This is a genomic window from Bordetella parapertussis (genome assembly GCF_020735925.1).
Lineage (GTDB): Bacteria > Pseudomonadota > Gammaproteobacteria > Burkholderiales > Burkholderiaceae_B > Bordetella > Bordetella pertussis.
In genome coordinates this window covers 3,027,024-3,045,756 of sequence record NZ_CP085971.1, presented here as the reverse complement: position 1 = coordinate 3,045,756, position 18,733 = coordinate 3,027,024, and the positions used below count along the sequence as shown (strand labels likewise).

Here is an 18,733-nt window from a genome sequence, read left to right as displayed (position 1 = left end):
AACCATGAGTGCAATCGTCGATATCATCGGCCGCGAAATCCTCGATTCGCGCGGCAACCCTACTGTCGAGTGCGATGTGCTGCTGGAGTCGGGCGCGATGGGTCGCGCCTCCGTGCCTTCGGGCGCCTCCACCGGCTCGCGCGAGGCCATCGAACTGCGCGACGGCGACAAGGGCCGTTATCTGGGCAAGGGCGTGCTGCGGGCGGTGGAGAATCTCAACACCGAGATCTCCGAAGCCCTGATGGGCCTGGATGCGCAGGAGCAGACCTTCGTTGATCGTACCCTGATCGAACTCGACGGCACCGACAGCAAGGAGCGCCTGGGCGCCAATGCCATGCTGGCCGCCAGCATGGCGGTCGCGCGCGCCGCGGCCGACGAGTCGGGCCTGTCGCTGTACCGCTACTTCGGCGGCAGCGGCCCCATGAGCATGCCCGTGCCGATGATGAACGTCATCAACGGCGGCGCGCACGCCAACAATACGCTGGACCTGCAGGAGCTGATGATCCTGCCGGTGGGCGCGGCCAGCTTCCGCGAAGCGCTGCGCTGGGGCGCCGAAGTGTTCCACATGCTCAAGAAGCTGATCCACGACCAGGGCATGTCGACCGCCGTGGGCGACGAGGGCGGTTTCGCGCCCAACGTGGCCAGCCACGAGGCCGCCATCCAGCTGATCCTCAAGGCCATCACCGAAGCCGGCTACGAGCCGGGTACGCAGATCGCCCTGGGCCTGGATTGCGCCAGCTCGGAGTTCTACCGTGACGGCAAGTACACGCTGGCTGGCGAAGGCGGCGTATCGCTGTCCTCGCAGGAGTTTGCCAACCTGCTGGCGACCTGGTGCGACAAGTACCCCATCATCTCGATCGAAGACGGCATGGCCGAAAACGACTGGGACGGCTGGAAGCTGCTGACCGACCAGCTGGGCAAGAAGGTGCAGCTGGTGGGCGACGACCTGTTCGTTACCAATACGCGCATCCTGCGCGAAGGCATCCAGAAGGGCGTGGCCAACTCGATCCTCATCAAGATCAACCAGATCGGCACCCTGACCGAGACCTTCGCCGCCATCGAAATGGCCAAGCGCGCCGGCTACACCGCCGTTGTCTCGCACCGTTCCGGTGAAACCGAAGACTCCACCATTGCCGACATCGCGGTGGCTACCAACGCCATGCAGATCAAGACCGGTTCGCTGTCGCGTTCCGACCGCATGGCGAAGTACAACCAGTTGCTGCGCATCGAGGAAGAACTGGCCGAAGTGGCTTCCTATCCGGGCCTCGAGGCGTTCTACAACCTGCGTTAATGGTCAGTAATCCGGCCAGGCCGCGGCATCGCGGCCCGGCCGGAAACCGCTGTCTACCGCGTTTGCTCAAGGTGCCCGCGTATGCGCCTGCTGTTCCTGGTGCTGCTAGTGCTGCTAGGCTTGATCCAATACCCGCTCTGGCTGGGCAAGGGCGGCTGGTTCAAGGTATGGGATCTGCAGCGGCAGGTGGCCGAACAGCGCGAGACCAACGACGGCTTGCGGGCGCGCAATACGGCGCTGGAAGCGGAAGTGCGCGACCTGGCGACCGGCGTGGGCGCGGTCGAGGAGCGTGCCCGCAGCGAGCTGGGCATGATGCGCGAAGGCGAAGTCTTCGTGCATATCCTGCCGCCCGGCACGCCGCTGCCCTCGGGCAATTCCACGCCACAGGCCTCGGCGCTGTCCAAGCCCAGGCCGCCCGCCACGCCGCCGCGCCGCTGAGCCGCTGAGCCGCTGAGCCGCTGAGCCGCTGAGCCGGACGCGCCAACACTCCCCGCCAGGGGAGTTTTTTTTGCCTTGGGGCGGCCCGGCGCTATTCAGGCAGGCCCGCCAGGCGCAGCCCCTGGGCGAGAATGGCGAGGTTCTCGCCCTTGCGGATCGGCAGCCATTTCGACAGGCCGGCCAGCCGCAAGGCGGGATCGAGCCGGCGCAACTGGTCCATGGCGCGCCGTGCCTGGGCGCCGTGGCCGGCCAGGGCATGGCCGGCCGCGGCAATGGCGACCGCCATCAGGAAGCTGGGCAGCTCGCGCAACGCCTGTTCGGCCCACGCCGTCGCGGCGTCGTGATGCCCCAGGAAGAGATGCGCCACCCCCATGCCGGCCTGCATCCGGTACAGCTCGGGGTCCAGCGGGCTCAGGCGCATGGCGTGGGTGAAGTGCGTGACGGCCTGCGCGGTCTCGCCGTGCCACAGGCGCAGGAACGCGCTCAGGAACCAGGCCGCGGCCAGGTTGGGGTTGAGCACCAGCGCCCGGTCCAGCAAGGCGATGCCGCCTTGCAGATCGCCGGCCAGGTGGCCCAGCGCGTGGCCGCTGCGCGTGAGGGCCACCGCATCGATCCGGTCCAGTTCCACGGCACGGCGGGCCAGGCGGGCGCCCTCGGCCATTTCCCGCGGTTTGTCCTGCATCCAGCCATTGACCTTGCGCCAGCAATGGCACCAGGCGGCCATGGCATAGGCCGGCGCGAATTCGGGATCGCAGGCGATGGCGCGGTGAAATAGCGGCAAGGCCTGCTCGGCGGCCTGCCGGGTGCCCTGGTGCGCGCAGGCCATGCCGCGCAGGTAGTAGTCGTAGGCGTCCAGGCTGTCGGTGGGCTTGCGCCGCGCGCGCTCGATTTCAGCGCGTTCCAGCTGCGGCGCGATCGCGCCGACCACGTTTTCGGTGATCTGGTCCTGCAACGCGAAGATATCGTCCAGCACGCCCTCGTATCGATCCGCCCAGTGGTGCGCGCCGCTCGCGGCGTCGATCAGTTGTCCGGTGATCCGCACACGGTTCCGCTCCTTGCGCCAGCTGCCTTCCAGTACATAGCGCACGCCCAGTTCGCGGCCCACCTGGCGCACGTTCACGGCCCGTCCCTTGTAGGTGAAGCTGGAATTGCGCGCCACCACGAACAGCCAGCGGTATTGCGACAGCGCGGCGATGATGTCCTCCACCACGCCGTCGGCCAGGTAATCCTGCTCGGGGTCCGCGCTCAGGTTCACGAACGGCAGCACGGCGATGGACGGCTTGGCAGGCAGTGCCGGCGCCGTCGCGGGCGGCGCGGGCGTCCTGGCCATCCCGGCCGGGGCCGGCGCGTCGGTTCGTACCTCGGCCACGAAGCGAAAGCCCTTGCGAGGGACGGTGCGGACCACTGCCTGCCGCTGTCCGCTGTCGCCGACCGCCGTGCGCACCGCATTGATATGGCTGGCCAGGGTCGATTCGGAGACGATGCGGCCGTTCCAGACGGCCTGGATCAGTTCGTCGCGGTCGACGGCGCGTTCGCGGTTTGCCAGCAAATAGGCCAGCAGGTCGAAGACTTGCGGCGCAGTCGCGACCGCCCGGGACGCGCGCGTCAGTTCGCGCCGGTCAAGGTCGAGCAGACAGTCGTCAAACGCCAACCGCATTCGCAGCTCCTGGTGCTTGGGGGCGTGCCGTTCGGGTGACCGTGGGGACGGGGCGGCCTGCGCAGGCCGCGCCAAGCGAAAAGCAAGCGAAAAGCAAGGGAAAAACAAGATGCCGGCAAAGTGCTCCGCCAGGGTGCCAAGCATACTGCATGCACAGGTCGCCGCAACGACGACGATCGAACCCCCAAGGAGCAGAGCATGAAGATAGTCGTTATTGGCGGCACCGGCCTGATCGGATCGAACGTGGTCAACCGGCTGCGCCGCGATGGACACGAGACGGTGGCGGCTTCGCCGGGCACCGGCGTCAACACGATCACCGGCGAGGGGCTGGCGCAGGCGCTGGATGGCGCGCAGGTGGTGGTCGACGTGGCCAACTCGCCTTCCTTCGAGGACCAGGCCGTCATGGCATTCTTCGAAACATCGGGCCGCACGCTGCTGGCTGCCGAGGCCGCCGCGGGCGTGACGCATCACCTGGCGCTGTCGGTGGTAGGCACCGACCGACTGGCCGACAGCGGGTACTTCCGCGCCAAGGTGGCCCAGGAGGCGCTCATCAAGGCGTCCAAGGTGCCTTACACCATTCTGCGCGCGACCCAGTTCTTCGAGTTCATCGAGAGCATCGTCAATGCGGGCGCCGATGGCGACACGGTGCGCCTGTCCCCCGCGTTGATCCAGCCCATCGCCGCCGACGATGTCAGCGCCGCGCTGGCCGACCTCGCCGTCGGCATGCCGCTCAACGGCACGGTGGAAGTGGCCGGGCCCGACCGCTTGCCGCTCGACGAGCTGGCTCGCAAGTTCCTCGCCGCGCGCGGCGACCGCCGGCAGGTCGTCGCCGACGTGCACGCACGCTACTTCGGCAGCGAACTGGACGACCGCTCGCTGGTGGCCGGCGATAACCCGCGCGTCGGCTCCACGCGCCTGATGAACTGGCTCAGTCGCTCCCCGGCGCCGCAATGACGCCGCTCTTGCGCCTGATCAGGCCAGACAACCAACCGGAGCATTCCTCATGACCCAACGCCTGGACTACCAACAGCAGTCTCCCGAATTGTTCAAGAAATTCGTTGCCTTCAGCCTGGCCTTGAAACAGTCCAGCATCGAGACGTCGATCCGCGACCTGGTCGACATCCGGGCTTCGCAGATCAACGGCTGCACCTTCTGCCTGGACATGCACGTCAAGGAGGCCACCATGCATGGCGAGCGGCCGCTGCGGCTGCACCACATCGCGGCGTGGCGCGAGTCCACGCTGTTCAGCCCCCGCGAACGCGCCGCCCTGGCTTGGACCGAAGTGTTGACGCGGATACCGGCCGAGGGCATATCGGATGAGATCCATGCGCAAGTGCGCGAGCAGCTGTCGGAGCAGGAACTCTCCGATCTCACGTTCCTGGTGATGTCGATCAATGCCTGGAACCGCGTCAATGTGGCTTTCCGGATCGAGCCCGGCAAATACGACCAGGCCTTCGGCGTGGACAAGTCCGGCCTGTCCTGAGCCCCGGCCCGCAAGGAGCGAATCATGTCCCGTTTTCCAATGCTCTGCCTGACGCTATGCCTGGCCACCGGCACGGCGGCCGCCGGGGAGGGGCCGCCCCAACCCAGCGCGCTGATGACGCAGCCGCTGCAGGACTATCCCGGCGAGGAGGTGGCGGTCATCGTGGTCGACTACCCGCCCGGCGGCGCCGATCCCGTGCATCGCCACAATGCGCACGGATTCGTCTATGTGCTGCAGGGCTCGATCGTGATGGGCGTGCGCGGCGGCCAGCCCGTCACCCTGGGTCCGGGGCAGACCTTCCACGAGGGACCGGACGATGTGCACACCATAGGACGCAATGCCAGCGCCGCCGAGCCGGCCCGGTTCCTGGTTTTTCTATTGAAGAATCGCGGCGAGGCTATCCTGACGCCGCAGCGGTGAGGCCGTCGCAGTCCCGCGCGTCGCCATAGGAGACATCGGGCCGGGCCGGCCAGAGCGCCGGATCGGATTGCATGTCCATTTCCAGTTCGAGCCGTATCGGCAGCAGGCCCTGCCGCCAGGCGGGCCGCGCGCAAGCCTGGGCCAGCGCAGCGGACGCCCTGAGCAGGGCGCCCAGCCAGGGTGAAAGCGGCGCCAGGCGGTAGACCAGCCGCAGCGTGTTGGCCTGGAAAATGTCCAGCCCCGAGCGCGGCCCGGCTCCGCCCGGCCAGCCCTGGGCCAGGCGCTGCGCGTGTTGTTCGGCCTGGTAGTCGTTGCGGATGCGGGGCGGGCGGCGCAGGCCCCGGTTGGCGACGCCATGGTCGGCGAACGCCGTCGGGCCGGGCTGCAGGATAGCGATGCGCCAGGCCGGCAGGCCGGTGCGCGCCTGCTGGCGGTTCCAGGCATGCTGCTGGCGGGTTGCGGCCTGGCCGGGCTGGCCTGCCGCATGGCGCGCTCTCATGGCGCGGGCAAAGGTCCGCGCGATGGTGCCGGGTTCGCCGTGCGAGGTGGCGCCGGCGCGTGCCGCCTCGATCAGCGCCAGATAGGCCAGGTGGCGCATCTGGTGCCAATACATGGTTTCGACGGTGGCGATGGACGCTGCCAGCAAGAGCATGCCGGCCAGCATGAATTCGAGGGCGGCTGTGCCTGCGTGGCGTGGGGGCGGGACGGCGGCGGCGTGTTCCATGGCCGCCCAGTGTGCCGGGCGCCGCCGCGCGCGTCGATTGTGGCTAGTACGCGGGCCGCGGCCGTCACGGGCGCCGTCAGTGCACCGTGGGCGGGTCCTGTTCCGGCATGGGGGAATTGGGCGCGAACAGGCCGGCGCAATCCACCTTGTCGAATTCGTAGGGCTTGCCGCAGAAGTCGCACGACACTTCGACCCGGCCCTGTTCGGCAAGAATCGATTCGACTTCGGCCTGGCCGAGCGAGCGCAGCATGCTCGATACCCGCTCGCTCGTGCAGGGGCAGAACCAGCGCACGGCGTGCGGCTCGAACGCCATCAGGGGCTCTTCCCAGTACAGTCGGTGGATGAGCGTGTCGGTGTCGGTCGCCAGCAGTTCGGCCGGCTGCAGCGTGGCGGCCAGGTGTGTGGCGCGGCTCCAGCTTTCGGCCGCGTCGCCCTGGGTGGTGCCGCCATGGTCGGGCAGGCGCTGGACCAGCAGGCCGGCGGCATGCTGCTCGTCGGCGGCAAGCCACAGCTGCGTGTCCAGTTGCTCGGACGCCTTCATGTAGTGGCCCAGCGCCTCGGCGACGGTTTCGCCTTCCAGCGGCACGATGCCCTGGTAAGCCTGCTGGCCGGGCACCTTGCGTTGCGGATCCAGCACCACCATGAAGCGGCCGTTGCCGTTGGCATTGAGCAGGCTTTGCATCGTCCCGTTATCGGGGATGGATTGCCCTTCGCGGACCTTGACGGTGGCGCGCAGGCTCAGGTCGGAGCGACACTCGACCACCAGCAGGGCCAGCGGGCCATCGCCCTGGATTTGCAGCACCAGCGAGCCGTCGAACTTGATGTTGGCGGCCAGCAGCGTCGAGGCGGCCACCAGCTCGCCCAGCAGGCGGGTGACGGCGGGCGGGTGCTGGTGGTTGACCTGGGCTTGCAGCCAGGTCTCATGCAGCCGAACCGCCTGGATGCGGACGGAGCGGTCTTCGGACAGGTATTTCTTGAGCAGATCGGTCATAGTGGAATCTTAGCCGATTGCCCAGGGGCGCCGGGGCGCCCGCGACCCGTCAGCCGATGCGTTTGAGCGCGGTCTTGTAGTGCTGGCCGCGCTCGACATAGTGGCGATTGTTGGCTTGCATCTCGGCGATTTCCTCGGCGCTGAGTTCGCGCACGATCTTGCCGATACCGATGAGCAGCGAGTTGTCGGGAATGATGCGCCCTTCCGGGATGATGGCGCCGGCGCCGATCAGGCAGTTGCGGCCGATCACGGCGTTGTTCAGGACGATGGCCTGCATGCCCACCAGGGCGCCTTCATGGATGGTACAGCCGTGCAGCATGGCCTGGTGGCCGATGGTGACGTTGGGCCCCACGGTCATCGGGCAGCCGGCGTCCACGTGCAGCACGCTGGCTTCCTGGATGTTGGTGCCGCTGCGCACCAGGATGGGCGCATTGTCGCCGCGGATGGAGACTTGCGACCAGATGCTCACGCCGGCCTCCAGGGTGACGTTGCCGATGATATCGGCGCTGTCGGCCAGATAGGCGCTGGGGTCGATGGCGGGGATCAGGTCGTCGAGCTGGTAAATCGGCATTGCGAAGGTCTTCAGGAGTGAGCGCCGCTGGCGCGTTCGGCCTCGCGGCGGCGCAGTACGGCGCGCTGGATTTTTCCGGTAGTGGTCATGGGCAAGGCATCGACGTATTCGATTTCCTTGGGGTATTCGTAGGGAGCCAGGCGGTCGCGCACGTGCTCCTGCAGCACCTGGGTGATGCTGTCCGGGTCGCGGCCCTGGTACTCGGGCGTCAGCACCACATAGGCCTTGACCAGGGCGCCGCGTTCGGCGTCGGGCTTGGGCACGACCGCCGCATTGGCTACCGCGGGATGGCCCAGCAGGCAGTTCTCGATCTCGCCCGGGCCGATCCGGTAGCCGGCCGACTTGAACACATCGTCGGCCCGTCCGGCATACCAGAGGTAGCCGTCGGCGTCGATGCTGGCCAGGTCGCCGGTGCGGCACCAATCGTCCGTGAACTTCGCGGCGGTCGCAGCCTCGTTGCGCCAGTAGCCCAGGAACAGCACCGGATCGGGGAAGCCGTGGATATCGAACCGGTTGAGCGCCACTTCGCCCGTTTCGCCGGGCTTGACCGGCCGGCCCGCTTCGTCGATGACGGCGACCCGATGGCCCGGATAGGGCCGGCCCATGCTGCCGGGGCGCGCCGGCCAGCGCCGGTTGCTGTTGCCCACCACGTAGTTCAGCTCGGTCTGGCCGAACATCTCGTTGGGCGTGATGCCCAGCGCCTGCTCGCACCACTCGAACACGGTTTCGCCCACGCTTTCGCCGGCGCTCATGATGCTGCGCAGCGCCAGCTGGTAGCGGCCGCGCGGCTCGGGCACCGACTTCATCATCATCTTCAGCGCGGTCGGGAACAGGAAGGTATTGGTGACCTGGTAGCGCTCCATCAGCTCGAAGGCGCGTTCCGGCGTAAAGCGCCCGCGCGTGCCGACGATGGGGTGGCCGAAATACAGGGTCGGCAGCAGGGCGTCCATCATGCCCCCGGTCCAGGCCCAGTCCGCCGGCGACCAGAAGACGTCGCCGGGCCGGGGAAACCAGTCCTGGGACGCGACGAAGCCGGGCAGGTTGCCGATCAGCACGCTGTGCGGCAGCAGCGCGCCCTTGGGGGCGCCGGTGGTGCCGGACGTGTACATCAGGATGGCCGGGTCGGACGCGCGCGTGGCCACCATCTTGAATTCGTTCGGCTGGCGCGCCAGCAGGCTGCGCCAGGGCAGCACCCGCTCGTCGGCGAAGCCGATGCCGATGATCTGGTGCAGGTTGGGGCAGTTGTCGCTGATGGCCAGCAGGTTGGCGCTGGAGGCGTAGTCCACGATGGCCACCCGCGCGTCGGCGTCGCGCAGGCGCGATTCGAGCGCCTCCGGGCCGAACAGGGGCGACAGCGGCAGTACCACGGCGCCGACGCTGTAGATCGCCATGTGGGCGACGACGGTCTCCGGACGTTGTCCCAATACCACACCCACGCGGTCGCCGCGCTCCACGCCCATCTTCACCAGGCCATTGGCCAGCTGGTTGGCGGCTTCGGCCAGGCGCGCGTAGGTCCAGACCTTGCGGTTGCCCGCTTCGTCTTCGTAGTAGATGGCGATACGGCGTGCGTCCGGACTGCTGGCGGCCCAGCGGTGGCAGCAGGCGTCCGCGATATTGAACTGGGTCGGAACCAGCCAGCGGAAGGTTTGGTACAGCGCCTCGTATTGGTCGTTCATGGCCCTATGGTCTGAGCTCGGTGGCAACGATGGAATGGGTGGCGTTGCGAGGAGCCGATTGCCCCAACTGCAAGCATGACTGAGAGGGCCGTGAACTGCAACATCCCCGTATCCCTAACGGGGACGTATAAGGGTTATTACGGGTGGCGGCCCTGGCGGCGCAAGGCCGAGGGCAGGGCGGGCAGGCTCAGCGAGCGCCGCGGCCGGGCCGCCGCGGGGTCGTTGCCGCGTTCGGCCATGCAGGCGGCCCAGTCCAGCAGCTGCAGCTGGCCCTCGTGGGTTTCGCCCAGCGCCGACAGGCTTTCCACCCAGTCGCCGTCGTTGCAGTAGAGGATTCCGTCTACCTGGCGCAACGCCGGCTGGTGGATATGGCCGCATACCACCCCGTCCAGCCCGCGCCGGCGCGCTTCGCCGGCCAGCGCTTCCTCGAAATCGGTGATGAAGGCCACCGCGTTCTTCACCTTGTGCTTGAGGTATTGCGACAGCGACCAGTAGTGCAGGCCCAGCCGGTGGCGCAGCCGGTTGAAGTGGTGGTTCAGCCACAGCGCGGTCTGGTAGAGCGAGTCGCCCAGGTGGGCCAGCCATTTGCTGTGCTGGATGACGCCGTCGAACTGGTCGCCGTGCAGCACCAGCAGCTTGACGCCCTGGGCCGTGACGTGGACGTCCTCGTCCAGGATCTCGATATCGCCGAAAGCGAAGCCCGCGAATTCCCGCGCGAATTCGTCGTGGTTGCCGGGGACGAACACCACCCGGGTGCCGTTGCGCGCCTTGCGCAGGATGCGCTGGACCACGTCATTGTGGGCGCGCGGCCAGTGCCAGTGCTTGCGCAGCTGCCAGCCGTCCACGATGTCGCCCACCAGGTACAGCGTGTCCGAATCGTTATGGTCGAGGAAATCGAGCAGGAATTCGGCCTTGCATCCGGCCGTTCCCAGGTGAATGTCGGAAATCCACAGCGTGCGCCAATGCGTGGGATGGATCTCGGTCACGGTCGCTTCCATTCGGGCTGTCATTGCCCAAGGATGAAACCATCCCGCGATGACGCCTCCGTGAAGGAACCGTGACGGCGTTGTGACGCTTATGTCCCCGCGACGGCGCGGGCGGCGCGCGGGGGGGCATTGCGCAACCGGGTGCCCAGCAGCCGGTCGTGCAGGAACTGGCCGTCCGGATCGACCCAGCTCCACGCGAAAATGGCGAATGGCGCCAGCACGATGAACATATCGACCGAGCGCCAGCCGGTCAGCGACGAGGCCAGCCAGACCAGCGCGGCGGCGCCCAGGGGCAGCGGCCATGCCAGCACGTAGCGCAGGACCAGCCGCGGCGTGGAGGGCGGCTGGCCGTCGCGGTCGACCAGGCGGATGTTCCAGGTCTTCATGGGCAGGGTCTGGCCGCGGCGGCGCCAGCACAGCACGAAGTACAGGCCGATCACCAGGAACAGCCAGACCTGGCGCCCGTCGCGCAGCATCAGGCCGTGCTTGCTCTGGGTCAGGGTATCGAACAGGTAGCTGGCGATGAAGACGACGCCAAACAGCAACACGCCTTCGTACATCATGCAGGCGAAGCGCCGCAGGCGGCTGGGGGTCGACTGGAGGTCATGGGTGGCATTCATGGGCCGGTATTATCCAGCAAGCCAGGATCCCGGCCAAAAAAAAACCCGCTGGTTTAGAGCGGGTCTTAAAAGGGGCTTTGCAGCCCCCAAGGGGAAAACTAAAAATCTTTGCTGTCTTGCGCTCGGGGCCTGCTCAGGCGGCCGAGTGGGCGGCCTTCGAGCCGCTCTTGCCGGCGACCGACTTGATGCCGTCGGCCAGCTTGCGCAGCCCGGCAGCCAGCGCGCGCATCGGGCGCGGGCGGAACTGGTCTTCCATGGCTTGCAGCATCAGTTGGCGTTCGAGTTCGTCGGTCAGGCGGAAGGTATTCGGGTTCATCGCGGTAGGCTCCAGGGCCAGTGCATGTGTTCGTGCTACTAGGGTTAACCCCGATTATAGGGTTAACCCTGAACGCATGCAAGCCCGTGGTGCAAAATGCGCGATGCCTGTGGTGATAATGCCCCAATTCGGCGCCGCAGGGGCCCCAGCCATGACGATAGTGGGGCATTGTTGCGGCGCTTTTACAACGCCGCGTGGCGCGCGCGGGCCGGCGCTTATGCCGGCTTGCGGTAGCTGGCGGGCACCAGCTCGAAGCCGAACAGGCGGCAGTCCAGCGCGCCGTTGTGCAGCGGCACGCGGCGCAGCGGCTTGAGGCGCAGGCGCTGCGGCAGCGTCATGTCGCTGGAGATCACGTGCACCTGCCAGCCGGCGAACTGGCGTTTCAGGCACGCCGCCCAGTCGCGCCACATTTCGGAGTCGTCCTCGGTTTCCATGCGCTCGCCATAGGGCGGATTGGTGACGATCCAGCCGTGGTCGGCCGGCGCCGCCAGGTGGCGCGCGTCGCCCACTTCGAAACGGATGGTATCGGCGGTCAGCCAGGCGCGTTCGGCGTTGGCCTGCGCGTATTGGATGGCGCGCGGATCGAGGTCGTAGCCGAACAGCGGGGTCTCGAGCTGGGTCTGGATGCGCGTGCGGGCGTCGGCCTTCAGGTCCTGCCAGCGGCGCGCGTCGTGATTGCGCAGCCGCTCGAAGCCGAACGGGCGCGAAATGCCGGGCGGCACGCCCAGGGCGATCCAGGCCGCTTCGATGAGGATGGTGCCGCTGCCGCAGAACGGGTCCAGCAAGGGTTCGGCCGGATCCCAGCCGGCCAGCGCCAGCATGCCGGCGGCCAGGTTTTCGCGCAGCGGGGCCTCGCCCTTGTCCAGGCGCCAGCCGCGCTTGAACAGGGACTCGCCCGAGGTGTCCAGGTACAGCGTGGCCGTGGTGCCGGACAGGAACAGGTGTACGCGGGCGTCGGGCCTTACGGTGTCGATGTCGGGCCGCGCGCCTTCGACTTCGCGCAGCCGGTCGCAAATGCCGTCCTTGGCGCGCAGGTTGCAGTACTGCAGGCTCTTGACCGGGCTCTTGATGGCCGAGGTATCGACGCGCAGGGTCTCGTCCGGACCGAACCAGCGCTCCCAGGGCACGCTGCGCGCCAGCTCGAGGATATCGTCCTCGTGGCCGATGTCGGCCTGCGCGACCTGGACCAGGATGCGGGTCGCCAGCCGCGAGTACAGGTTGGCGCGCTGCACGCCGGCCCAGTCGGTGCTGAAGGCGCAGCCGGTGCGGCCTGCACGGGCATCCTCGAAGCCCAGCGCCTGCATTTCGGCGGCCAGGGCTTCCTCGATGCCCTGGGGGCAGGGGGCGTATACGGGGAAGATTTCGGCTTCCCGCGGGGCGCGCGGGCGGCGGCGCGGGGCGTCATCCTGGTGCGCGGCATCCTGGCGCGGCGCTTTCCGGCGCGGCGCGTGCTCGTCCTGCCAGGCGCGCGCCGCGCGGGTTGCGGCGCCTCGGCGGCCGCGTCCCGCGGCTCGGGCGGGCGGCGCGGCGCGTGCTGCTGCTCCTTGGCGCGCTCCATCTGCGCCACCAGGCGCGCGCGGGCGCCGGTGCGCTTGCGCCTGGGCGCCTCGTCGTCGGCCGAGGGGGCGGCTGGCGCGGTTTTCTTGATCGTCAGCGTCTTGCGCGGACGCGCTTTATCATCGGTGGGCATACAGGTTCAGGCCATCGCTGGCGCGGAAATCAAAAGGGTTTGACGACAACCAGCGTGACCACGATCAACAGCAGCACAACGGGGATTTCGTTGAACCAGCGATAGAACTTGTGCGTGCGGGCATTGCGGCCCTGCTCGAACTTGCGCAGCATGACGCCGCAGGCATGGTGGTAGCCGATGATCAGCAGCACGAACAGCAGCTTGGCATGCATCCAGGCATTGCCCGGGCCGGTGCCGATCCGGTAGCCCACGTACAGCCAGAGACCCAGCACGATGGCGGGGATGGCCAGCAGCGTCGTGAAGCGGTAGAGGCGGCGCGCCATGCCGAGCAGACAGGATTGGATCGCCGGATCGGATTGTTGCGCCAGGTTGACGTAGATGCGCGGCAGGTAGAACAGGCCGGCGAACCAGGCGGCAATGAACACGATGTGGAAAGTCTTGACCCAGAGCATGGAGAGCGCGTCCCTTGCGTGAAACGCCACATTGTATTGCAGGCCCATGGCGACGGGCCGGGCGCCCGCTCAGATCACGTAAAGATCCACGTACTCGTTGACGGGCATGGCTTCCAGTTTTTCCTGGTCCAGCGAGGCGGCCAGGATGCGCTCCTGCTGGCGGGCGGGGAAGGCGCGCGCCAGGTTGGTGCGGAATTTCGCTTCCAGCAGCGGGATGCCGTCGGCGCGGCGGCGGCGGTGGCCGATCGGGTACTCGCAGACGATTTCGTCCAGGCGGGACCCATCGTTGAATTCGACCGTCAGCGCGTTGGCGATCGACCGCTTGGCCGGGTCGTGGTAATCCGTCGTGAAGGCCGGGTCCTCCACGCACACGATGCGGGCGCGCAGCGCGTCGATGCGCGGATCGCGGGCGATGCCGTCCTCGTAGTCCGCGGCGGTCAGGCGGCCGTACAGGATGGGCACGGCCACCATGTACTGGATGCAGTGGTCACGGTCGGCGGGGTTGTTCAGCGGGCCCTGCTTGTCGATGATGCGGATGCACGCCTCGTGGGTGCGGATCGTGATGCGCCGGATATCGTCGGCCGACTTGCCGCGCGCCTTGAGCAGCGCATGGATCTCCATGGCGCATTCCACCGCCGTCTGCGCGTGGAATTCGGCCGGGAAGGAGATCTTGAACAGGACGTTCTCCATCACGTAGCTGCCGTAGGGGCGCTGGAACCTGAACGGCTGGCCCTTGAAGAGCACGTCGTAGAAACCCCAGGTCGGCGCCGTGAGCGCCGATGGGTAGCCCATTTCGCCGGTCCGGGCGATGAGCGCCAGGCGCACGGCGCGGCTGGTGGCGTCGCCCGCGGCCCAGCTCTTGCGGCTGCCGGTGTTGGGCGCGTGGCGGTAGGTGCGCAGGCTCTGCCCGTCGACCCAGGCCAGCGACACGGCGTTGAGGATTTCCTCGCGCGACAGGCCCAGCATGTGCGCCACCACGGCCGTCGAGGCAACCTTGACCAGCACCACGTGATCCAGCCCGACCTTGTTGAACGAGTTTTCCAGCGCGATGCAGCCCTGGATCTCGTGCGCCTTGATCATCGCGGTCAGCACGTCGCGCATGGCCAGCGGCGGCCTGCCGTTGGCCACGGCGCTGCGCGACAGCCAGTCGGCGGTGGCCAGTATGCCGCCCAGGTTGTCGGACGGGTGGCCCCATTCGGCGGCCAGCCAGGTGTCGTTGAAATCCAGCCAGCGGATCATGGCGCCGATATTGAAGGCGGCCTGGACCGGGTCGAGCTGGAACTGGGTGCCCGGGACTTTCGCGCCATGCGGCACGACCGTGCCCGGCACGACAGGCCCCAGCAATTTCCGGCAGGCCGGGTACTCCAGGGCTTCCATGCCGCAGCCCAGCGTGTCGATCAGGCAGTTGCGCGCGGTTTCGTAGGCCAGCTTGCCCTGGACCTCGTAGTCCAGCACATAGTCGACGATATCGGCCAGCGCCGAATCCCAGGCGGGGCGCTGGTTGAAGGGGATGGTAGCGTGGCTCATCCTCCTCCTCCCTGTTGTCAGAGCGTTTCGGCGGGTACGCGGATATGGCCTTCCATCAGTACGCGGGCGCTGCGGCTCATGACGGCCTTGGTGACCTTCCACTGGCCGTCCTCCAGGCGAGCCTGGGCGCCTACCCGCAGCGTACCCGAAGGGTGGCCGAAACGCACGGATTCGCGCTCGCCGCCGCCGGCGGCAAGGTTGACCAGCGTGCCGGGCACGGCGGCCGCCGTGCCGATCGCGACCGCGGCGGTGCCCATCATCGCGTGGTGCAGCTTGCCCATGGACAGCGCGCGCACGCGCAGGTCGATGTCGCCGGCCCCGACCTGCTTGCCGCTGGAGGCCGTATACGCGGCCGGCGGCGCCACGAAGGCGACCTTGGGCGTGTGCTGGCGCTTGGCCGCTTCCGCGACATCGGCGATCAGGCCCATGCGCAGTGCGCCATGGGCGCGCAGCGTCTCGAACATGGCCAGGGCCTTGGCGTCGCCGTTGATATCGTCCTGCAATTCGCTGCCGGTATAGCCGACGGCCTGCGCGTCGACGAAGATCGTCGGGATGCCGGCGTTGATCAGCGTCGCCTGCAGCGTGCCGATGCCCGGTACCTCGAGGGTGTCCAGCACGTTGCCGGTGGGAAACATCGCCCCGCCTTCGCCTTCGCCCTCGTCGGCCGGATCGAGGAACTCCAGTTGCACCTCCGCGGCCGGGAAGGTGACGCCGTCGAGCTCGAAGTCGCCGCTTTCCTGCACCTGGCCGTCGACGATGGGAATATGGCCCAGGATGGTCTTGCCGATGTTGGCCTGCCAGATCCGCACCACGGCGGTGCCATTGCGCGGGACGCGGTCCGGATCGACCAGTCCGCTTTCGATGGCGAAGGCGCCCACCGCGGCGCTCAGGTTGCCGCAGTTGCCGCTCCAGTCGACGAAGGCGCTGTCGATGGAGACCTGGCCGAACAGGTAGTCGACGTCGTGGCCGGGGCGCTGGCTGCGGTCCAGGATGACCGTCTTGCTGGTGCTGGAGGTGGCGCCGCCCATGCCGTCGATCTGCTTGCCGTACGGGTCGGGGCTGCCGATCACCCGCAGCAGCAGCGCGTCGCGCGCCGGTCCCGGCACCTGGGCCGCGGGCGGCAGGTCCTGCAGGCGGAAGAACACGCCCTTGCTGGTGCCCCCGCGCATGTAGGTGGCGCGGACCTTGAGTTGGGGAAGGAAAGCCATGTCTTCGATTCCTTGCGGAGCTGGGGCGGCGCCACGCGGGCGCCGCCGTGGGAGGGTCAGGCCGTCTGCGTGGCCTCCAGGAAATCCTGGGCAAATCGCTGCAGCACGCCGCCAGCCTCGTAGATCGAGACTTCCTCGGCGGTGTCCAGGCGACAGATGACCGGCACTTGCACTTGCTCGCCGTCGCGGCGGTGTATGACCAGCGTCAGCGTGGCGCGCGGCACGCGTTCGCCGACGACATCAAAGGTTTCGGTGCCGTCGATGCCCAGCGTCTTGCGATCGACGCCCGCCTGGAACTCCAGCGGCAGCACGCCCATGCCGATCAGGTTGGTGCGGTGGATGCGCTCGAAGCCCTCGGCGACGATGGCCTCCACGCCGGCCAGCCGCACGCCCTTGGCCGCCCAGTCGCGCGACGAGCCCTGGCCGTAATCGGCGCCGGCGATGATGATCAGCGGTTGCTTGCGGTCCATGTAGGTTTCGATGGTTTCCCACATGCGCATGACCTTGCCCTCGGGCTCCAGCCGCGCGAGCGAGCCTTGCTTGACCTGGCCGTCGACCACAGCCATTTCGTTGATCAGCTTCGGATTGGCGAAGGTGGCGCGCTGCGCGGTCAGGTGGTCGCCGCGGTGGGTGGCGTACGAGTTGAAATCCTCTTCCGGCAGGCCCATCTTGGCCAGGTACTCGCCCGCCGCGCTATCGGCCATGATGGCGTTGGATGGCGAGAGGTGGTCGGTGGTGATGTTGTCGCCCAGCACGGCCAGCGGGCGCATGCCCGCGAGCGTGCGCTCCCCGGCCAGCGCGCCTTCCCAATAGGGCGGGCGGCGGATGTAGGTGCTTTGCGGGCGCCAGGCGTAGAGCGGATCGATCTTGCCGGTCTGTTCCTGCGCGAAGCGGAACATCGGCTCGTAGACCTTGCGGAACTGCTCGGGCTTGACGCTGGCCGTCACCACCGCATCGATTTCCGCATCGCTGGGCCAGATGTCCTTGAGCGTCACGGGCTTGCCCGCGGCGTCCACGCCCAGCGCATCTTTCTCGATGTCGAAGCGCACGGTGCCGGCGATGGCGTAGGCGATCACCAGCGGCGGCGATGCCAGGAAGGCCTGCTTGGCGTACGGGTGGATGCGGCCGTCGAAGTTGCGGTTGCCCGACAGCACGGCGGTGGCATAGAGATCGCGCTCGATGATTTCCTGCTGGATCTTCGGGTCGAGCGCGCCGCTCATGCCGTTACAGGTCGTGCAGGCGAAAGCCACGATGCCGAAACCCAGTTTTTCCAGGTCGGGCAGCAGGCCGGCTTCTTCCAGATAAAGCTGGACCGCCTTCGAGCCCGGCGCCAGCGAGCTCTTGACCCACGGCTTGCGCGTCAGGCCGGCGCGGTTGGCGTTGCGCGCCAGCAGCGCGGCGGCGATGACGTTGCGCGGGTTGCTGGTGTTGGTGCAGCTGGTGATGGCGGCGATGATCACCGCGCCGTCGGGCATCTGTCCCGGCGTTTCCTGCCACGGCCCGGCAATGCCGCGTTCGGCCAGTTCGGTGGTGGCCACCCGCTTGTGCGGGTTGGAGGGGCCGGCCATGTTGCGCACGACCGACGACAGGTCGAAGCGCAGCATGCGTTCGTACTGCGCGCCCGCCAGGTCGTCGGCCCACAGTCCGGCCTGCCTGGCATAGGTTTCCACCAGCTTGACCTGGCTGTCTTCGCGGCCGGTCAGGGTGAGGTAGTCGGTGGTCTGGCCGTCGATATAGAACATCGCGGCCGTCGCCCCGAATTCCGGGGTCATGTTGGAAATCGTGGCGCGGTCGCCGATGGTCAGCGCGCTGGCGCCTTCGCCCAGGAATTCGAGGTAGGCGCCCACCACCTTTTCGCGGCGCAGGAATTCGGTCAGCGCCAGCACGATGTCGGTGCAGGTAATGCCGGCTTGCGGCCGGCCGGTCAGCTCCACGCCGACGATGTCCGGCAGGCGCATCCAGGAAGCGCGTCCGAGCATCACGTTTTCGGCCTCCAGGCCGCCCACGCCGATGGCGATCACGCCCAGGGCGTCGACGTGCGGGGTGTGGCTGTCGGTGCCCACGCAGGTGTCCGGAAAGGCCACGCCGTTGCGCACTTGCACCACCGGAGACATCTTCTCCAGGTTGATCTGGTGCATGATGCCGTTGCCCGGCGGGATCACGTCCACGTTGCGGAAGGCCAGCTTGGTCCAGTTGATGAAGTGGAAGCGGTCTTCGTTGCGCCGGTCTTCCACCGCGCGGTTCTTCTCGAAGGCGTCCTTGTCGAAGCCCGGGTACTCGACCGCCAGCGAGTGGTCCACGATGAGTTGCGTGGGCACCACCGGGTTGATCTGCGCCGGGTCGCCGCCGGCGTCGGCAATCGCGTCGCGCAGGCCGGCCAGGTCGACCAGCGCCGTCTGGCCCAGGATGTCGTGGCACACCACGCGAGCGGGGTACCAGGGGAAGTCCATGTCGCGGCGGCGCTCGATCAGCTGCCGCAGCGAGTCGGACAGCGTGGCGGGGTCGCAGCGGCGCACCAGGTTCTCGGCCAGGACGCGCGAGGTATAGGGCAGCGTGGCCCAGGCGCCGGCCTGGAGGTCTTCGACCGCCTGGCGGGCGTCGAAATAGTCCAGCGACGTACCGGGCAGATTCTTGCGGTATTTCGTGTTCATGACAGGCGTGTCTCTATGGGCATGCAGGCAGG

The 18,733-nt window shown here is 67.8% G+C and carries 17 protein-coding genes and 1 pseudogene; 5 read left to right on the top strand and 13 right to left on the bottom strand.

The features are described 5' to 3' along the window. The first annotated feature begins 4 nt into the window (after positions 1-4). Both eno and ftsB read left to right on the top strand, forming a co-directional pair. The gene (gene eno / locus LK409_RS14390; protein ID WP_003813700.1) at positions 5-1,291 is read left to right on the top strand and encodes a phosphopyruvate hydratase; all 1,287 of its coding nucleotides are present in this window, start codon (positions 5-7) and stop codon (positions 1,289-1,291) included. Positions 1,292-1,372: 81 nt separating this feature from the next. Then, a complete protein-coding gene (gene ftsB / locus LK409_RS14385) occupies positions 1,373-1,729 on the top strand; it encodes a cell division protein FtsB (protein WP_010928972.1) in 357 nt (118 codons plus the stop codon). Between the two features lie 91 nt (positions 1,730-1,820). Here ftsB and LK409_RS14380 read toward each other — a convergent pair whose 3' ends face one another. Further along, positions 1,821-3,386 carry a winged helix-turn-helix domain-containing tetratricopeptide repeat protein gene (locus LK409_RS14380; RefSeq protein WP_010928971.1) on the bottom strand — a complete coding sequence of 522 codons (1,566 nt, stop codon included), beginning with the start codon at positions 3,384-3,386 and terminating at the stop codon, positions 1,821-1,823. 198 nt (positions 3,387-3,584) lie between these two features. Here LK409_RS14380 and LK409_RS14375 point away from each other — a divergent pair, with 198 nt between their 5' ends. The 3 genes from LK409_RS14375 to LK409_RS14365 are packed head-to-tail and all read left to right on the top strand — an operon-like array spanning position 3,585 to position 5,289. After that, positions 3,585-4,340 (top strand): SDR family oxidoreductase, encoded by a 756-nt coding sequence (locus tag LK409_RS14375; RefSeq protein ID WP_003813694.1) that lies wholly within the window; start codon positions 3,585-3,587, stop codon positions 4,338-4,340. A 49-nt stretch (positions 4,341-4,389) separates the two neighbouring features. After that, positions 4,390-4,869, top strand: coding sequence for a carboxymuconolactone decarboxylase family protein (locus tag LK409_RS14370; RefSeq protein WP_010926932.1), 480 nt, complete (start codon positions 4,390-4,392; stop codon positions 4,867-4,869). Positions 4,870-4,893: 24 nt separating this feature from the next. Beyond that, a complete protein-coding gene (locus tag LK409_RS14365; protein WP_010928969.1) occupies positions 4,894-5,289 on the top strand; it encodes a cupin domain-containing protein in 396 nt (131 codons plus the stop codon). Here LK409_RS14365 and LK409_RS14360 read toward each other — a convergent pair. The 12 genes and pseudogenes from LK409_RS14360 to acnD all read right to left on the bottom strand — a co-directional run bounded on the left by LK409_RS14360 (position 5,267) and on the right by acnD (position 18,701). Then, complete coding sequence (locus LK409_RS14360) at positions 5,267-6,013, bottom strand: TadE/TadG family type IV pilus assembly protein (protein ID WP_010928968.1); 747 nt, start codon at positions 6,011-6,013, stop codon at positions 5,267-5,269. The genes LK409_RS14365 and LK409_RS14360 overlap by 23 nt on opposite strands. A gap of 76 nt (positions 6,014-6,089) precedes the next feature. Next, on the bottom strand, positions 6,090-7,004 hold the full coding sequence (gene hslO / locus LK409_RS14355) for an Hsp33 family molecular chaperone HslO (protein ID WP_010928967.1): 915 nt from the start codon (positions 7,002-7,004) through the stop codon (positions 6,090-6,092). A gap of 49 nt (positions 7,005-7,053) precedes the next feature. After that, positions 7,054-7,575 carry a gamma carbonic anhydrase family protein gene (locus tag LK409_RS14350; RefSeq protein ID WP_010928966.1) on the bottom strand — a complete coding sequence of 174 codons (522 nt, stop codon included), beginning with the start codon at positions 7,573-7,575 and terminating at the stop codon, positions 7,054-7,056. Between the two features lie 11 nt (positions 7,576-7,586). Continuing rightward, positions 7,587-9,251, bottom strand: a complete 1,665-nt coding sequence (locus LK409_RS14345; protein WP_010928965.1) for an acyl-CoA synthetase — start codon at positions 9,249-9,251, stop codon at positions 7,587-7,589. A 137-nt stretch (positions 9,252-9,388) separates the two neighbouring features. After that, positions 9,389-10,261 carry a UDP-2,3-diacylglucosamine diphosphatase gene (locus LK409_RS14340; protein ID WP_003813679.1) on the bottom strand — a complete coding sequence of 291 codons (873 nt, stop codon included), beginning with the start codon at positions 10,259-10,261 and terminating at the stop codon, positions 9,389-9,391. A gap of 65 nt (positions 10,262-10,326) precedes the next feature. Next, entirely contained in the window at positions 10,327-10,857 is a 531-nt protein-coding gene (locus LK409_RS14335; protein WP_003813677.1) for an RDD family protein, read from the bottom strand. 133 nt (positions 10,858-10,990) lie between these two features. Further along, a complete protein-coding gene (locus tag LK409_RS14330) occupies positions 10,991-11,173 on the bottom strand; it encodes a hypothetical protein (RefSeq protein ID WP_003813674.1) in 183 nt (60 codons plus the stop codon). A 215-nt stretch (positions 11,174-11,388) separates the two neighbouring features. After that, a pseudogene (locus tag LK409_RS14325) lies at positions 11,389-12,863 on the bottom strand (THUMP domain-containing class I SAM-dependent RNA methyltransferase). Between the two features lie 29 nt (positions 12,864-12,892). Further along, on the bottom strand, positions 12,893-13,315 hold the full coding sequence (locus LK409_RS14320; protein WP_010930898.1) for a CopD family protein: 423 nt from the start codon (positions 13,313-13,315) through the stop codon (positions 12,893-12,895). A gap of 69 nt (positions 13,316-13,384) precedes the next feature. Further along, the gene (locus LK409_RS14315) at positions 13,385-14,842 is read right to left on the bottom strand and encodes a bifunctional 2-methylcitrate dehydratase/aconitate hydratase (protein WP_003813668.1); all 1,458 of its coding nucleotides are present in this window, start codon (positions 14,840-14,842) and stop codon (positions 13,385-13,387) included. 17 nt (positions 14,843-14,859) lie between these two features. Beyond that, entirely contained in the window at positions 14,860-16,050 is a 1,191-nt protein-coding gene (gene prpF / locus LK409_RS14310) for a 2-methylaconitate cis-trans isomerase PrpF (protein WP_003813665.1), read from the bottom strand. 56 nt (positions 16,051-16,106) lie between these two features. Beyond that, complete coding sequence (acnD, locus tag LK409_RS14305; RefSeq protein ID WP_010928964.1) at positions 16,107-18,701, bottom strand: Fe/S-dependent 2-methylisocitrate dehydratase AcnD; 2,595 nt, start codon at positions 18,699-18,701, stop codon at positions 16,107-16,109. Positions 18,702-18,733 lie beyond the last annotated feature (32 nt).

Bases quoted from the DNA above. Each gene is read 5' to 3' on its own strand.
- eno (WP_003813700.1), top strand. From the start codon at position 5: ATGAGTGCAATCGTCGATATCATCGGCCGCGAAATCCTCGATTCGCGC.
- prpF (WP_003813665.1), bottom strand. From the start codon at position 16,050: ATGGCTTTCCTTCCCCAACTCAAGGTCCGCGCCACCTACATGCGCGGG.
- ftsB (WP_010928972.1), top strand. From the start codon at position 1,373: ATGCGCCTGCTGTTCCTGGTGCTGCTAGTGCTGCTAGGCTTGATCCAA.
- hslO (WP_010928967.1), bottom strand. From the start codon at position 7,004: ATGACCGATCTGCTCAAGAAATACCTGTCCGAAGACCGCTCCGTCCGC.
- LK409_RS14350 (WP_010928966.1), bottom strand. From the start codon at position 7,575: ATGCCGATTTACCAGCTCGACGACCTGATCCCCGCCATCGACCCCAGC.
- LK409_RS14320 (WP_010930898.1), bottom strand. From the start codon at position 13,315: ATGCTCTGGGTCAAGACTTTCCACATCGTGTTCATTGCCGCCTGGTTC.
- LK409_RS14335 (WP_003813677.1), bottom strand. From the start codon at position 10,857: ATGAATGCCACCCATGACCTCCAGTCGACCCCCAGCCGCCTGCGGCGC.
- LK409_RS14330 (WP_003813674.1), bottom strand. From the start codon at position 11,173: ATGAACCCGAATACCTTCCGCCTGACCGACGAACTCGAACGCCAACTG.
- LK409_RS14365 (WP_010928969.1), top strand. From the start codon at position 4,894: ATGTCCCGTTTTCCAATGCTCTGCCTGACGCTATGCCTGGCCACCGGC.
- acnD (WP_010928964.1), bottom strand. From the start codon at position 18,701: ATGAACACGAAATACCGCAAGAATCTGCCCGGTACGTCGCTGGACTAT.
- LK409_RS14345 (WP_010928965.1), bottom strand. From the start codon at position 9,251: ATGAACGACCAATACGAGGCGCTGTACCAAACCTTCCGCTGGCTGGTT.
- LK409_RS14360 (WP_010928968.1), bottom strand. From the start codon at position 6,013: ATGGAACACGCCGCCGCCGTCCCGCCCCCACGCCACGCAGGCACAGCC.
- LK409_RS14340 (WP_003813679.1), bottom strand. From the start codon at position 10,261: ATGACAGCCCGAATGGAAGCGACCGTGACCGAGATCCATCCCACGCAT.
- LK409_RS14375 (WP_003813694.1), top strand. From the start codon at position 3,585: ATGAAGATAGTCGTTATTGGCGGCACCGGCCTGATCGGATCGAACGTG.
- LK409_RS14370 (WP_010926932.1), top strand. From the start codon at position 4,390: ATGACCCAACGCCTGGACTACCAACAGCAGTCTCCCGAATTGTTCAAG.
- LK409_RS14315 (WP_003813668.1), bottom strand. From the start codon at position 14,842: ATGAGCCACGCTACCATCCCCTTCAACCAGCGCCCCGCCTGGGATTCG.
- LK409_RS14380 (WP_010928971.1), bottom strand. From the start codon at position 3,386: ATGCGGTTGGCGTTTGACGACTGTCTGCTCGACCTTGACCGGCGCGAA.